The organism is Nocardioides dongkuii (assembly GCF_014127485.1).
Taxonomy (GTDB): domain Bacteria; phylum Actinomycetota; class Actinomycetes; order Propionibacteriales; family Nocardioidaceae; genus Nocardioides; species Nocardioides dongkuii.
In genome coordinates this window covers 1,855,221-1,870,079 of record NZ_CP059903.1, presented here as the reverse complement: position 1 = coordinate 1,870,079, position 14,859 = coordinate 1,855,221, and the positions used below count along the sequence as shown (strand labels likewise).

The 14,859-nt window shown below is 71.7% G+C and carries 16 protein-coding genes; all 16 read right to left on the bottom strand.

Annotated features, from left to right (window positions below):
- Positions 1–363 precede the first annotated feature (363 nt).
- Complete coding sequence (locus H4O22_RS09015) at positions 364–2,595, bottom strand: RelA/SpoT family protein (RefSeq protein ID WP_182527045.1); 2,232 nt, start codon at positions 2,593–2,595, stop codon at positions 364–366.
- Between the two features lie 259 nt (positions 2,596–2,854).
- Positions 2,855–3,418, bottom strand: coding sequence for an adenine phosphoribosyltransferase (locus tag H4O22_RS09010; protein ID WP_182526653.1), 564 nt, complete (start codon positions 3,416–3,418; stop codon positions 2,855–2,857).
- A gap of 2 nt (positions 3,419–3,420) precedes the next feature.
- The gene (secF, locus tag H4O22_RS09005; protein WP_182526652.1) at positions 3,421–4,662 is read right to left on the bottom strand and encodes a protein translocase subunit SecF; all 1,242 of its coding nucleotides are present in this window, start codon (positions 4,660–4,662) and stop codon (positions 3,421–3,423) included.
- Positions 4,662–6,422 carry a protein translocase subunit SecD gene (secD, locus tag H4O22_RS09000; protein WP_182526651.1) on the bottom strand — a complete coding sequence of 587 codons (1,761 nt, stop codon included), beginning with the start codon at positions 6,420–6,422 and terminating at the stop codon, positions 4,662–4,664. Before secD ends, secF begins: the two co-directional genes overlap by 1 nt.
- Position 6,423: 1 nt before the next feature.
- Positions 6,424–6,714: a preprotein translocase subunit YajC gene (gene yajC / locus H4O22_RS08995; RefSeq protein ID WP_244963170.1), complete on the bottom strand. Its 291-nt coding sequence runs from the start codon at positions 6,712–6,714 to the stop codon at positions 6,424–6,426.
- Between the two features lie 245 nt (positions 6,715–6,959).
- Positions 6,960–8,030, bottom strand: coding sequence for a Holliday junction branch migration DNA helicase RuvB (gene ruvB, locus H4O22_RS08990; RefSeq protein ID WP_182526650.1), 1,071 nt, complete (start codon positions 8,028–8,030; stop codon positions 6,960–6,962).
- Positions 8,031–8,040: 10 nt separating this feature from the next.
- Complete coding sequence (gene ruvA / locus H4O22_RS08985; protein ID WP_182526649.1) at positions 8,041–8,637, bottom strand: Holliday junction branch migration protein RuvA; 597 nt, start codon at positions 8,635–8,637, stop codon at positions 8,041–8,043.
- Positions 8,634–9,155: a crossover junction endodeoxyribonuclease RuvC gene (gene ruvC / locus H4O22_RS08980; protein WP_182526648.1), complete on the bottom strand. Its 522-nt coding sequence runs from the start codon at positions 9,153–9,155 to the stop codon at positions 8,634–8,636. The genes ruvA and ruvC overlap by 4 nt, the downstream gene beginning before the upstream one ends.
- 91 nt (positions 9,156–9,246) lie before the next feature.
- Entirely contained in the window at positions 9,247–10,014 is a 768-nt protein-coding gene (locus H4O22_RS08975; RefSeq protein ID WP_182526647.1) for a YebC/PmpR family DNA-binding transcriptional regulator, read from the bottom strand.
- Positions 10,015–10,026: 12 nt separating this feature from the next.
- Positions 10,027–10,626: a pyridoxal 5'-phosphate synthase glutaminase subunit PdxT gene (gene pdxT / locus H4O22_RS08970; protein WP_220451326.1), complete on the bottom strand. Its 600-nt coding sequence runs from the start codon at positions 10,624–10,626 to the stop codon at positions 10,027–10,029.
- Between the two features lie 46 nt (positions 10,627–10,672).
- On the bottom strand, positions 10,673–11,143 hold the full coding sequence (locus tag H4O22_RS08965) for a hypothetical protein (protein ID WP_182526646.1): 471 nt from the start codon (positions 11,141–11,143) through the stop codon (positions 10,673–10,675).
- Positions 11,140–11,760 (bottom strand): TasA family protein, encoded by a 621-nt coding sequence (locus tag H4O22_RS08960; RefSeq protein WP_182526645.1) that lies wholly within the window; start codon positions 11,758–11,760, stop codon positions 11,140–11,142. The genes H4O22_RS08965 and H4O22_RS08960 overlap by 4 nt, the downstream gene beginning before the upstream one ends.
- A gap of 49 nt (positions 11,761–11,809) precedes the next feature.
- A complete protein-coding gene (locus H4O22_RS08955) occupies positions 11,810–12,436 on the bottom strand; it encodes a signal peptidase I (RefSeq protein WP_182526644.1) in 627 nt (208 codons plus the stop codon).
- 29 nt (positions 12,437–12,465) lie between these two features.
- A complete protein-coding gene (locus H4O22_RS08950; protein ID WP_182526643.1) occupies positions 12,466–13,008 on the bottom strand; it encodes an alternate-type signal peptide domain-containing protein in 543 nt (180 codons plus the stop codon).
- Positions 13,009–13,209: 201 nt separating this feature from the next.
- Entirely contained in the window at positions 13,210–14,118 is a 909-nt protein-coding gene (gene pdxS, locus H4O22_RS08945) for a pyridoxal 5'-phosphate synthase lyase subunit PdxS (protein ID WP_182526642.1), read from the bottom strand.
- A gap of 63 nt (positions 14,119–14,181) precedes the next feature.
- Positions 14,182–14,805 carry a phosphatidylinositol phosphate synthase gene (gene pgsA, locus H4O22_RS08940; RefSeq protein WP_182526641.1) on the bottom strand — a complete coding sequence of 208 codons (624 nt, stop codon included), beginning with the start codon at positions 14,803–14,805 and terminating at the stop codon, positions 14,182–14,184.
- Between the last annotated feature and the right edge of the window lie 54 nt (positions 14,806–14,859).

The window sequence follows — 14,859 nt, the reverse complement described above, 5'->3', positions numbered from 1 at the left end:
TGTCGAAACCCGGTGAGCCAAGAGGTCTCGTCGAGCACCGCCAGCGGTCGGCTACCGGGGCCTCGACACGCTCAGGACTCCGTCCTTCGCTGCTCGACCACCGGACACAAGCGCCGACTCGACGTACGACGCCGCCCCGCCACCGGTGGTTGAGCAGCGAAGGCGCCCCGGCGCCGGAGCGTGTCGAAACCCGGTGAGCCAAGAGGTCTCCCCTATCACCGCCAGCGGTCGGCTACCGGGGCCTCGACACGCTCAGGACTCCGTCCTTCGCTGCTCGACCACCGGACACACAACGCCGACCCGGCGTACGCCGCGGACACAAGCGCCGACTCGGCGTACCCCCACGCGCCGCGCCAGGCGCGCCTACTGCGTGACGCGGTAGGCGTCGAAGACGCCGGGGACGCCGCGGACGGCGCGGAGCACGTTGTCGAGGTGCTTGGCCTCGGCCATCTCGAAGGTGAACCGGGTCTTGGCGACACGGTCGCGGGTGGTCGACAGGCTGGCGCTGAGGATGTTCACGTGGGCGTCGGAGAGCACCATGGTGATGTCCGAGAGCAGCCGGTTGCGGTCCAGCGCCTCGACCTGGATGTTGACCAGGAACGTCGACTGGCCGGTCGGCGCCCACTCGACCTCGAGCAGCTTCTCCGGCTGGGAATGCAGGCTCGCGGCGTTGGTGCAGTCCTGGCGGTGCACCGAGACTCCCCCGCCCTTGGTGACGAAGCCGAGGATCGCGTCGGGCGGCACCGGGGTGCAGCACTTCGCGAGCTTGACCCACACGTCGGGCGCGCCCTTGACGATGACGCCCGAGTCGCCGGCGGCGGTGGCCCTCGTGCGACCCCGGCGGCCGGTGATGGTCACGGCCTCGGCGAGGTCCTCCTGCGCGCTGTCACTGCCGCCGTGCTCCTCGATCACCCGGCGTACGACGGCCTGCGCGGACAGGTTGCCCTCGCCGACAGCGGCGTACAGCGCCGAGACGTCGGCGTGGTGGAAGTGGCGGGCGGCGAGGGTGAGCGACTCGTGGGACATCAGCCGCTTGAGGGGCAGGCCCTCCTTGCGCATCAGCCGGGCGATCTGCTCCTTGCCCTGCTCGATGGCCTCCTCGCGCCGCTCCTTGGTGAACCACTGCCGGATCTTGGAGCGGGCGCGCGGCGACTTCACGAAGCTCAGCCAGTCCTGCGACGGCGCGGCGGTCGGCGACTTGGAGGTGAAGACCTCGACCACGTCGCCGTTCTCCAGCGTCGACTCCAGCGGCACCAGCCGGCCGTTGACCCGGGCGCCGATGGTGTGGTGACCGACCTCGGTGTGCACGGCGTACGCGAAGTCGACCGGGGTGGCCCCCGAGGGCAGCGCGATCACGTCGCCGCGTGGGGTGAAGACGTAGGTCTCGGCGCGGTTGATCTCGAAGCGCAGCGACTCCAGGAACTCGCCCGGGTCCTCGACCTCGCTCTGCCAGTCCAGCAGCTGCCGGACCCAGGTCATGTCGTCGAGGTCGCCGCGCTGCTCGGTGTCGACGCCGGCGCGGCCGGACTCCTTGTACTTCCAGTGGGCGGCGACGCCGTACTCGGCCCGGCGGTGCTGGGCGAAGGTGCGGATCTGCAGCTCGACCGGCTTGCCCTGCGGGCCGATGACCGTCGTGTGCAGCGACTGGTACATGTTGAACTTCGGCATCGCGACGTAGTCCTTGAACCGGCCGAGGACCGGGTTCCAGCGCGAGTGGAGCACGCCGAGGACGCTGTAGCAGTCGCGGTCGTCCTCGACGAGGATCCGGATGCCGACCAGGTCGTAGATGTCGGAGAACTCCCGGCCGCCGACGATCATCTTCTGGTAGATCGAGTAGTAGTGCTTGGGTCGGCCGGTGACCTTCGCCTTGATCTTGGCCTCGCGCAGGTCCTGCTCGACCTGGGCGATCACCTCGGCGAGGAACTGGTCGCGCGAGGGCGCGCGCTCGGCGACCATCCGGACGATCTCGTCGTAGATCTTGGGGTGCAGGGTCGCGAACGCGAGGTCCTCGAGCTCCCACTTGAGGGTGTTCATGCCCAGCCGGTGGGCCAGCGGCGCGTAGATGTCGAGGGTCTCGCGGGCCTTGCGCTCCTGGGTCTCCTGCTTGACGTACCGCAGGGTCCGCATGTTGTGCAGCCGGTCGGCGAGCTTGATGACCAGCACCCGGATGTCGCGCGACATCGCGACGATCATCTTGCGGATGGTCTCGGCCTCGGCGGTCTCGCCGTACCGGACCTTGTCCAGCTTGGTCACCCCGTCGACCAGCCTCGCGACCTCGTCGCCGAAGTCGGCACGCACCTGGTCGAGCGTGTACGGCGTGTCCTCGACCGTGTCGTGGAGCAGCGAGGCCACCAGCGTCGGCTCGGTCATGCCGATGTCGGCGAGGATGGTGGTGACCGCGAGCGGGTGGGTGATGTAGGGGTCACCGCTCTTGCGCATCTGGGTGCCGTGCATCTTCTCGGCGGTGAGGTACGCCCGCTCGAGCAGCGCGAGGTCGGCCTTCGGGTGGTTCGCGCGGACCGAGCGGAACAGCGGCTCGAGCACGGGGTTCCCGGGCTGGCTGCGGGTGCCCATCCGGGCGAGGCGCGCGCGCATGCTGCGCCCGGGCGGCGCGTGCTCCGGACGCGGCTCGGACGGCAGCTCCAGCGGCGTCCGCGCCGCCGGCTGTGCCGGGGGCGTCGCGACGTCCCGGGGCGGCGCCTTCACCGGTCCCTTCGGTGCCTTCGGTGCCTTCGGCCTCGTCGGCGCGGCGGGCTCCACGGGCGAGGTCGCGGCGGCCGGGGCCTCGGTGGGCGTGCCGGTGCCGTCGGGCGGAGCCGTGCGTCCCTCGGTCACCAGAACAGTCTAGGCATCGTCAGACAGCGAGCAGGCTGGTGACCGGCAGGTCGCCGACGGTGGCGCGCCCCGGCAGGAACGAGAGCTCCATCAGCACGGCGAGACCGGTGACGGTGCCGCCGCAGCTCTCGACGAGCTCGTGGGCGGCGCGGGCCGTGCCGCCGGTCGCGAGCACGTCGTCGACGAGCAGGACCCGGTCGCCAGGCGCGATCGCGTCGCGGTGCATCTCCAGCGACGTCGACGCGTACTCGAGGTCGTAGGAGACCCGGTGGGTCTCCCTCGGCAGCTTGCCCGGCTTGCGCACCGGGACGAACCCGGTGCCGAGCGCGAGCGCCACCGGCGCGCCCAGGATGAACCCGCGGGCCTCCATGCCGACGACCTTGTCGACGACGACGGTGCCGTCGGCCGCACGACCGACGTCCGCGAGGGCGCGGACGACCGCGGTGAACCCGGTGTGGTCCGCCAGGACCGGGGTGATGTCCTTGAACACCACCCCGGGCTCGGGGAAGTCGGGCACGTCGACGACCAGGCGCTCGAGCGCCTCGCGGGCGACGTCCTGGGCGTGCGTGGCTCCCGAGGCCACGCTCACTTCTTGCCGCGCTTGGAGCGCGTCTCCCGGGTCGGCTGCTCACGTCCGGAGGCGCCGCTGGAGCGGGTGGCACCCTTCGGGGCGGGGACGACGCGGCCGCGTCCGGAGGCCTCCGCGGCGCGCGGCGGCGCCATCGGGCGGGAGACCGGCGCACCGGGCTCGTCGTCCCCGAGGTCGGCGCCGGCGGCACCGGGCTCGTCGTGGACCGGCAGGTCCTCGGTGAACGCCGGGACCGACGCGTAGCGGTCGGCCGAGGCCTTCGCCCGCGACCGGGCCCGCTTGTCGGCGAGCTGGACGCTGGCCTCGCGGCCCTTGAGGTGCACCAGCACGCGGGGCGCGAGCAGCACCGAGGAGTAGATGCCGACGGCCATGCCGACGAACTGCGCGAGCGCGAGGTCCTGCAGCGAGCTCGCGCCCAGCTGGACGGCGCTGACGTAGAGGATCGCGCCGATCGGGATCAGCGCCACGATGCCGGTGTTGATCGAGCGCACCAGCGTCTGGTTGACCGCGAGGTTGGCCGCCTCGGCGTACGTCTGGCCGGACTTGCGCAGCTCGTGGGTGTTCTCGCGGACCTTGTCGAAGACCACGACCGTGTCGTACAGCGAGAAGCCCAGGATGGCGAGCAGGCCGGTCACCGCCGACGGCGTCACCGGGAAGCCGGAGAGGGCGTAGATGCCGATGGTGATGACGATGTCGTGGGCCAGCGCGACCAGCGCCGCGACGGACATCTTCCACTCACGGAAGTAGGCCCAGATGAACAGCATCACCAGGATCAGGAAGACCCCGACGCCGAGGAGGGCGCGCTTGGCGACCTCCTCGCCCCAGCTCGCCCCGATCTCGGACAGGGAGAGGTCCCCGGACGCCGGGACGGTGTCCTCGATGATGGCCGCGACCGCGTCACTGCGCTCGGCGTCGAGCTCCCCGACCTCGACCACGATCGCCTTGGTGCCCTCGGTGGTGACGTTCGGGTTGTCGACGCCCTCGATCTCGGCGTCGGCGATCGCGTCGCGCAGCTCGTCGGCGTTGTCCTGGGTCACCTCGGCGCTGGCCAGCGGCACCCGGAACTGGGTGCCGCCGGTGAACTCGACGCCGAAGTTGAGGCCCTTGAGGAAGATGATCGCCACCGCGACGGCCACGACGGCCAGCGTGACGGCGTACCAGAGGCCCCGGCGACCGACGAAGTCGATCGACCGGCGACCGGTGTACAACTCGTTGCCGTACCGCGAGAACTTGCCCATCAGGCCTTGCCTCCTGCCGGGACGGCTTCCATGCCGAGCGTCTCTTCGCTCAGGCCGGAGAGCCTTCCGCCGCCGTTGAAGAACCGGAACTGCGCCAGCCACGAGACCATCGGCTTCGTGAACCAGAACAGCACCGCGAGGTCGATCAGCGTGGAGAGGCCCAGCGCGAAGCCGAAGCCCTTCACGACGCCGGTGGCGAAGATGTAGAGCACCGCCGCGGAGAGCAGCGACACCACGTTCGCCGCCAGCCGGGTCACCTTGGCCCGGCGCCAGCCGGACTCGACCGCCACCCGCATCGACTTCCCGTCGCGCATCTCGTCACGGATGCGCTCGAAGAAGATGATGAAGGAGTCGGCGGTGACACCCACCGCGATGATGAACCCCGCGATACCCGGCAGGGTCAGCGTGAAGCCGGCCGTCTCGCTCAGCAGCAGGACCATCGCGTAGGTGATCGCCGCCGCGACCGCGAGCGAGGCCACCACCACGAGGCCGAGGCCGCGGTAGTAGAGCAGGCAGTAGAGCATCACGAGGCCGAGGCCGAAGGCGCCCGCCCAGAGGCCGGCGGTGAGCTGGTCGCCGGCCAGCGAGGGACCGATGTCCTCGACGGTCACGTCGGGCTGGAAGGCGATCGGCAGCGCGCCGAACTTCAGGCTGGTGGCCAGGCTCTCGGCCGAGGCCTCGGTGAAGTTGCCGGAGATCTGGGCCTGCCCGTTGGAGATGCGGCTCTCCATGGTCGGCGCCGAGATGACCTGGCCGTCGAGGACGATCGCGAACTGCTTCTCGCTGCCGGTCAGCCGCTGCGAGATGGTGTCGAACGCGTCCTCGCCCTTGCCGCCGATCTCGAGGGAGACGATCCACTCGGCCTGGCCCTGCGGGATGCCGTGCGAGGCCGAGTCGAGGTCGGTGCCCTCGATCGCGGCCGGGGAGAGCAGGTACTTGATGCTCTGCCCGGTCTCCGGGTCGTACTCGCAGGTGACCAGCGGGCTGTCGGGGTCGTCGTTGACCATCGCGGGCGCACCGTCTTCGGGGCACGTGAAGGCGTTGAACGCCTCGATCGACGCCTGGTCGGGGGCGTCCTGCCAGGCGAGCAGCTCCTCGGTCTGGCCGCTCGTCGGGCCGTCGTACGCGGGCACCTGCGGCGAGCCGGACGGCGCGTCGGCGGGCGCCTCGGAGCCACCCTCGGCGGGTGCCTCGCTCGGCGCGTCGCTGGGCTCCTCGGCCGGGGCCGGCGTCTCGTCGGCGAAGCCGACGGCGGGGCGGTTGTTGCCCTTGTTGCCCTTGTTCCCCTTGTTGCCCTGGGGGTTCTGCGGGGCCTCCGAGGCCGGCGGGGTGAGTGTGTTCGGGTCGACGCCCAGGCCCGGGTCGGTGGCGCCGGTGGCGCAGCGGCCGTCGACGTCGGAGCAGGCCACGAGCCGGAAGCGCATCTGTGCCTGGCGCTTGACGGTCTCCTCGAGCTGACGTCGGTTCTCGACGTCGCCGGGGACCTCGACGACGATGAAGCGGCCGCCCTGCACCGTCACGTCCGCCTCGGTGACACCGGTGCCGTTGACGCGCTGGTCGATGATCTCGCGCGCCTCCTCGAGGCTCTCCTCGTCCGGGTCGCCCTCGGCGGTCAGCGTGATCCGGGCACCACCCTCGAGGTCGAGACCCAGCGCGGGCTTCCAGTTCCCCGCCAGGGCCACGAGCCCGAAGAGGATCGCCACGCCCACGAAGAACACCACGAGGGTGCGTCCCGGGCGGGCGGCGGACGAACGGGCCATGTCAGATCTCCTCGGGCTCGTCGTCGACGAGCGGCTGCTGGATGATCGAGCCGACGGCGCCGCGCACAACCTTGATGGTCACACCGTCGGCGATCTCGACTCGGAGGTAGTCGTCCGCGATCTCCTCGACGGAGGCGAAGACGCCCGAGGTCAGCATGACCTCGTCCCCGACCTCCAACGACTGTTGCATGGTGCTGAGTTCCCGCTGCCGCTTGCTGGCGGGGCGGATGATCAGCAGCCAGAACAGCAGCGCGATACCGATGATCGGCAGGAAGCCGACGATCTCTTGCACGACGAAGCCTCTCCAGAAGAAGGGGGAAGGTCACCCAGCCACATGACGGGCGGGCCGACCGACGGGAAAGCATAACCGTGCGGAGCCACCAGACGTCATACGAGGTGGCTGCGGTGGGCACCGGGGCGTCTGACGTCCCGCCGGACGTCGCGCCGGACGTCGTACGACGTGGCGCTCATCGGGACCAGTTCGTATGACGTCCCGGGCGCGGCGAGCCCCGGGCGACGACCCGCCCAGCCGGCCGGTCAGTCGTCGAACAGCGCGGCGTCGGCGGGGGGCGCCGGCGGGGCGAGGCCGAGGTGCGCCCAGGCGGCGGGGGTGGCGATCCGGCCCCGGGGGGTGCGGGCGAGGAAGCCCAGCCGGACGAGGAACGGCTCGGCGACCTCCTCGACGGTCTCGCGCTCCTCCCCCACGGCGACCGCGAGGGTGGAGACGCCGACCGGGCCACCGCCGAACCGGCGGCACAGGACGTCGATGACCGCGCGGTCGAGGCGGTCCAGCCCGAGCCGGTCGACCTCGTACAGGTCGAGCGCGGCTTCGGCGACCGGGAGCGTGACGATGCCGTCGGCGCGGACCTGCGCGTAGTCGCGGACCCGGCGCAGCAGCCTGTTGGCGATCCGCGGCGTGCCGCGGGACCGGCCGGCGATCTCGGCCGCGCCGTCGGCGCGCAGCTCGACGCCGAGCAGCCCGGCCGAGCGGTGCACGATCAGGTCGAGCTCGTGCGGCTCGTAGAACTCGAGGTGGCCGGTGAACCCGAACCGGTCGCGCAGCGGGCCGGGCAGGAGGCCGGCGCGCGTCGTGGCGCCGACGAGCGTGAACGGCGGGATCTCGAGCGGGATGGCGGTCGCGCCGGGGCCCTTGCCGATGATGACGTCGACCCGGAAGTCCTCCATCGCCATGTAGAGCATCTCCTCGGCGGGACGCGACATCCGGTGGATCTCGTCGACGAAGAGGACGTCGCCCTCGTTCATGCCCGAGAGGATCGCGGCGAGGTCGCCCGCGTGGGTGATCGCGGGGCCGCTGGTCAGCCGCAGCGGCGTGGACATCTCGGCCGCGATGATCATCGCCAGCGTCGTCTTGCCCAGGCCGGGCGGACCGGAGAGCAGGACGTGGTCGGGGGCGCGGCCGCGTCGCCGCGCCGCCTCCAGCACCAGGCCGAGCTGGGCCCGGACCCGCGTCTGCCCCACGACCTCGTCGAGGGTGCGCGGACGCAGCGCCGCCTCGACGGCGCGCTCGTCGCCCTCCGCCTCGGCGGCGGTCAGCGACTGAAGGTGGCCGCTCTCGGCGACCTCGAGGTCGTCCTCGTGGAAGGGCATCGCGACGACCTCAGGCCCGGCTCAGGGCACGGAGCGCGGCGCGCAGCAGGGCGGCGACGTCGGGGACCTCGCCCGCGTCGGGTGCGACCGCGTCGACGGCACGGTCGGCGTCCTTGGTCGACCAGCCCAGGCCGACCAGGCCCTGCTGCACCTGGTCGCGCCAGGGCTCGAGGACCGGGAGCGGCGTGGCGGACCGGGTGCCGATCGGGGCGCCGAGCCGGTCCTTGAGCTCGAGGATGATCCGCTGCGCGCCCTTCTGGCCGACGCCGGGCACCCGGGTGAGGGTCTTGACGTCCTCGCCGGTCACGGCCCGTCGCAGGTCGTCGGGGCTGAGGACGGCGAGCATCGCCTGCGCCAGCTTCGGGCCGACGCCCGACGCGGTCTGCAGCAGCTCGAAGGTCTGCTTCTCGTCGTCGTCGAGGAAACCGAAGAGCGTCAGCGAGTCCTCGCGGACCACCATGCTCGTGGGCAGGGTGGCCTGGCTGCCGGTGCGCAGCGTGGCGAGGGTGCCGGGGGTGCACATCAGCTCCAGCCCGACTCCCCCGACCTCCAGCACCGCGCTGGACAGGGTGACGGCCTCGACCTGGCCGCGGACGAACGCGATCACGGACGACTCCTTGCTGCGGCGACCGCCGCGTCGATCCTGGCCTGGGCGCCGCCCCGCCAGATGTGGGTGATGGCGAGCGCCAGCGCGTCCGCGGCGTCCGCGGGCTTGGGCGGAGCGTCGAGACGGAGGATCCGGGTGACCATCGCGCCCACCTGCTGCTTGGTGGCCCGGCCGTTGCCGGACACCGCGGCCTTCACCTCGCTGGGGGTGTGGAGCGCGACCGGCAGCCCGCGCCGCGCGGCACAGACCAGCGCGATGCCGCTCGCCTGGGCGGTGCCCATCACGGTGCTGACGTCGGAGCGCGCGAAGACCCGCTCCACCGCGACCGCGTCGGGGCGGTGCTCGTCGAGCCAGGCGTCGACGCCCCGCTCGATGGTCACCAGCCGCTCGGCGACGGGCAGGTCGGCGGAGGTCCGCAGCACGTTGACGTCGACCAGGGTCAGCGGCCGACCCACCGAGCCCTCGACCACGCCCATCCCGCACCGGGTCAGGCCGGGGTCGATCCCGAGCACGCGCATTAGCAGCCTTCCGTCCGAACAGGTGTTCGGAGCAACGCTAGCCCGGCGCCCCGGCGTACGACGTCCGACACGCGGGTCGGGACCGAGGAGCTCACACGTCCTGCAGCTGCTCCATGATCTCGTCGGAGACGTCGAGGTTGGCGTAGACGTTCTGCACGTCGTCGAGGTCCTCGAGCACGTCGATGAGCCGGAACACCTTGGGGGCGGCGTCCTTGTCGAGCTCGACCTTGTTGTCGGGGACGAACGAGGCGTCCGCGGAGTCGTAGTCGATCCCGGCGGCCTGCAGCGCGGTGCGGACGGCGACCAGGTCGCTGGGGTCGGAGACCACCTCGAACGCCTCGCCGAGGTCGTGGACGTCGTCGGCGCCCGCCTCGAGCGTCGCCTCGAGGACGTCGTCCTCGCCGACGCTGCGGCCCTCCTGCTCCGCGGGCACCACGACGACGCCCTTGCGGTGGAAGAGGAACGAGACCGAGCCCGGGTCGGCCAGCGAGCCGCCGTTGCGGCTCATCGCGGTGCGGACCTCCATGGCGGCGCGGTTCTTGTTGTCGGTGAGGCACTCGATCAGCATCGCGACGCCGGCGGGGCCGTAGCCCTCGTACATGATCGTCTGGTAGTCCGCGCCGCCGGTCTCCGCGCCCGACCCGCGCTTGACGGCGCGGTCGATGTTGTCGTTGGGGACCGAGGACTTCTTCGCCTTCTGGATGGCGTCGTAGAGCGTCGGGTTGCCGGCGGGGTCACCACCACCCATCCGGGCGGCGACCTCGATGTTCTTGATCAGCTTGGCGAACATCTTGCCGCGCTTGGCGTCGACGACCGCCTTCTTGTGCTTGGTGGTCGCCCATTTGGAGTGGCCGGACATGCGCTCCCTTACCTACGACTGCTTGACGAGTTCCACGAAGAGGCCGTGCACGCGGTGGTCCGCGCCGACCTCGGGGTGGAAGGACGTGGCCATCAGGTGGTCCTCACGGACCGCGACGATCCTACCCGCGGCCGGGCCCTGCGGGACGCGGGCGAGCACCTCGACCCCGGCACCGGCCCGCTCGACCCACGGCGCCCGGATGAAGACCGCGTGCACGGACCCGGTCAGTCCGCTCAGGTGCAGGTCGCTCTCGAAGGAGTCGACCTGCCGCCCGAACGCGTTGCGCCGCACGGTCACGTCGAGCCCGCCGAGCGTCTCCTGACCTGGGGCGCCGCCCTCGATCCGGTCGGCCAGCAGGATCATCCCCGCACACGTCCCGAAGGTCGGCAGACCGTCCGCGATCCGCTCCCGCAGCGGTTCGAGCAGGTCGAACGTGCGGACCAGCTTGGCCATCGTGGTCGACTCCCCACCCGGCACCACGAGCCCGTCGCAGGCCGCGAGCTCAGCGGGACGACGCACGGTGGTGGTGCGGACGCCGAGGGCGTCGAGCGCGCGGACGTGCTCGCGGACGTCGCCCTGGACGGCGAGCACGCCGATGGTCGGTCTCAGCACCGCGTCAGGCTAGTGCCGGCGTCCGCGGGACAGCAGCGCGGGCAGGTCAGCAGCCGAAGTGGAACCAGCCGGCGCTGACGTCGCGCTCGATCGACGTCCGGGAGGCCCAGCCCCCGTCGCCGACGATCCCGGAGACCGTCACGGTGGGCGAGCCGATGTAGGCGCCCTGGATGCCGGTGTCCGACTTGCGCAGCAGCAGCCGGTTGGCCGACGCGAGGGTCGACCAGTCGTAGTCCCGGCCGAGGTACCGCCAGCTGACCCTGACCTGGTACTGGTGTCCCGCCGGTACGTCGGGCGTGGCGGCCCACGACAGGTTCACGGTCTCGTCGCTCCCCCGTGTGCAGCCGACCGGGCCGGTGGGGCTCTTGACCTCGTAGGCGCGGTACGTGCCGGCGGCCACCGTGACCTCGTCGTTCCACGCGGCCAGCGATCCGGGGATCGCCGTCACGGCCATGAGGGTGACGGCCGCCAGCAGCACCACGCTCCCCATCAGGGTCCGGGGCCGCCCGGTCGTCACGACACGTCCGACGTGGCGGCGAAGGTCAGCGCGAGGGTCGTCGTCCGCCCCTGCAGGCTCGACGGGGCCGAGCCGGAGAACGAGACCTGGAGGCAGACCGGCGTCGCAGCACTGTTGCCGGCCAGCGGACCCTGCCGCGCCGCCACGACGGTGGTCGGCCCCGTGGCCACGAACCGGTGCGTCGCGAGGACCTGTCCGCCCGTGCAGGTCGCGTGGGGCTGGCCCGACCGCGTCCCGTTCCTGACCACCCTGAGCTCCAGCGCCCCGGCGCTCGCGAACGCGGCGGCGTCGGGTCCGGTGAGGGCCGCGTTCACCGTGTAGGTGAGGGGAGCGCTCCCGCTGTTGCGGACGCTGACCACCTCGGCGGACGTCTGTCCGGGCACCATCGCCGCCATCCCGAGGGTGGTGGTGACGTGGCTGTCGCTGCCGTTCACCTTCAGATCGAGGGTGCCCGTCTCGATGGCGGTCCCCCGCACCGTCGCCTCGTCGGTCCAGAAGGCGAACGTGCCCTGACCGCCCATCAGCACCACCACCGCGCCCACGAGGGCGAGCACCGCCAGCGCCAGCCGACCGGACGGGCGGACCCGGCCCGTCTCGCGGGGAGCGGCGTGCTTCATGGGGTGGTTCCTCTCGGGGGGGCAGGCTGGCTGGTGCGGACGGGATCGGTCAGGGCGCGGCGTGCCGCGGGGTGCGGCGGCGGTCACGCGCCTCTCCGGCGAACAGACCGAGGGCGTAGAGGACCAGCGCGCCCGCCACGACGTACACGCCGAACTGGCGCTGGTCGCCGGTCAGGATGTTGTTGGCGTGGCCGAGCTTCGGGACGGCGTACCAGAGGACGCCGCGCACGGACTCCGCCGGGCGCCAGCCCTGGTCGGGGATCGGGTTGGCGTCGCCCTGGGTGAGGAACTCCGGGCGCCCGTCTCGGTCCTGCCGGGTCGCGATGACCCGGTGGGTGACGACCTGAGGCTTGCCGGACTCGATCTGGAAGGTGACGACCTCGCCGATCTCAATGTCCTGGGCCGGCACCTGCTCGGTGACGATCAGGGTCCCCGGCGGGAGGTTCGGCTCCATCGAGCCGGTGAGCACGGTGTACGGCGTGGCGCCGGCCACCCGGGGGACGAGCACGGTCGCGGCGAGCACGAGCAGCAGCGCGATGATGAGCAGCCAGCCGACGACGCGGCCGGCGAAGCCCAGGATCCGGCGCCCGCGGGTGTGCCGCTGCGACTCGACGTCCTGCGCCTGCGGGCTCGGCGCGACGCGCAGCAGGGCGGCGTCCCAGGCGAGGCTGCTCATCGGAAACTACCTGTGCTCTCGGACCGGACTCAGCTGGCGGCCGCGAGCTTGTCGGTCTGGGTCAGGGTGACTGTGTAGTCGGTCAGGTTCAGCTTCTTGCCCTGCGAGGCGTTGTCGCCCTCGGCGCCCCAGGCGAAGTCGACCTCGATGCCGACCGCGAGGGTCTTGCCGTTGTCGGCGGCGGTGATCTGCTGCGAGGCGCCCAGGGGCGTCGTGCCGAGCGTGAAGGTCGGGGTGACCGTCACGGCGTCGGGCGCGAAGGTGCCCGACACAGCACCCTCGGTGATGTCGAGGTCGGCCTGGAGGTCCGTGCCGGTAGCGCCGATCGTGTAGGTGCCGGAGTAGAGGAACTCGTCGCCGGGGACCGCGACGACGTCCACCGGGTTCGTGACCGGGCGGCCGTTGTGGGTCCAGGTGCCGGTCGTGGCGGGCACGATCGAGAGCTTGCCGGAGGAGCCGGTCCCGGCGCCGCCCGTGACCGAGTCGGTCCAGTAGGCCAGCGAGCCGGCGCCACCCATCAGCAGGACGGCGGCGGTACCGGCGGCGAGTGCACCCTTGGCGGTCTTGTTCATGGTCGTGTCCTCCGAGTGAGTGGATCCTGGCCCCGTCGTGGGGCGATGTCCTCATTCCACTCGGTCAAGATCAAGGGACCCCCGAGCCAGCCACCGGCCTTCCTCAAGAAGAACTCAAGTCCCTTGAGGCCCGGACCCGCCCGATGTGACCCACCCCACGACGGCGCCTCGGAGCGCCCCCGGGGGTGCCCGAGATCGGACCTACCAGCCGCGCTCGGACAGCCGGTGCGGCTGCGCGAGCTCCTCGACGTTGATGCCGACCATCGCCTCGCCGAGGCCGCGCGAGACCTTGGCGACCACGTCGGCGTCGTCGTGGAACGTGGTGGCCTTGACGATCGCCTCGGCCCGCTGGGCGGGGTTGCCGGCCTTGAAGATGCCCGAGCCCACGAAGACGCCCTCGGCGCCGAGCTGCATCATCATCGCCGCGTCCGCCGGGGTCGCGATGCCGCCGGCGGTGAACAGGACGACCGGCAGCTTGCCGAGCTCCGCGACCTCCTTGACCAGGTCGTACGGCGCCTGCAGGTCCTTGGCGGCGACGTACAGCTCGTCGTCCTCGAGCGTGGTGAGCCGGCCGATCTCGCGGCGGATGGTGCGCATGTGCGTCACGGCGTTGGAGACGTCGCCGGTGCCGGCCTCGCCCTTGGAGCGGATCATCGCCGCGCCCTCGCTGATGCGGCGCAGCGCCTCGCCGAGGTTGGTCGCGCCGCAGACGAACGGCACCTGGAAGGACCACTTGTCGATGTGGTTGGCGTAGTCGGCCGGGGTCAGCACCTCGGACTCGTCGACGTAGTCGACACCCAGGCTCTGCAGCACCTGTGCCTCGGCGAAGTGGCCGATGCGCGCCTTGGCCATCACCGGGATCGAGACGGCCGCGATGATGCCGTCGATCATGTCGGGGTCGGACATGCGGGAGACGCCGCCCTGGGCCCGGATGTCGGCGGGCACCCGCTCGAGCGCCATCACCGCGACCGCGCCGGCGTCCTCGGCGATCTTCGCCTGCTCGGCGGTGACGACGTCCATGATCACGCCGCCCTTCAGCATCTCGGCCATGCCTCGCTTGACGCGCGTGGTGCCGGTGCCGGACGGGGTCGTGTCGGGGTGCTCAGCCATGTGACCGATCGTACGGCGGATCGCCAGCGCCCCCGATTCGGCGAAGGGCGGGTGAGGGGTCCCCTAGACCGGTCGGTCGGCGACCTCGGCGAGCGCCTGGCGGCGTACCACCCAGATCCGCTGGACCACCGTGATGGTGCTGGCAGCGGCAAGCGCCCAGAGCACCACGTGCAGCAGGATCGGCAGGTCGAAGATCGCGCTCAGCCCGGTCATCACCAAGATGGCGACCAGCCGGTCGGCGCGCTCGGCGATGCCGACCTTCGCGTGGAAGCCGAGGCCCTCGGCCTTGGCGCGGGCGTACGACGTGACCGCGCCCATCAACAGGCAGACCAGGCTCAGGACGAGGTAGACCTCGCTGTCGCCGGGGCCGGCGAAGTACAGCGCGAGGCCGATGAAGATCGCGCCGTCGCCGATCCGGTCCAGCGTGGAGTCGAGGAACGCGCCGAACTTGCTGCTCTTGCCCTGCGAGCGGGCCATGTAGCCGTCGAGGAGGTCGCTGAAGACGAACGCCGTCGCCACCAGGACGCCGGTGAGCAGCATCCCCTGCGGGAAGAAGATCAGCGCGCCGGCGCTGAGGCCGATGGTGCCGACGAGCGTGACGGCGTCGGCGCTGACGCCCATCCGGATCAGCAGGTGGGCGATCGGGGAGAGGACCTTGGTCCAGAAGGCGCGGAAACGTTCCATCATGGCGGGAGCCAGGCTAGCGGGCGTCTGCGGTGGCGCGGGCACGACGGGTCCGGG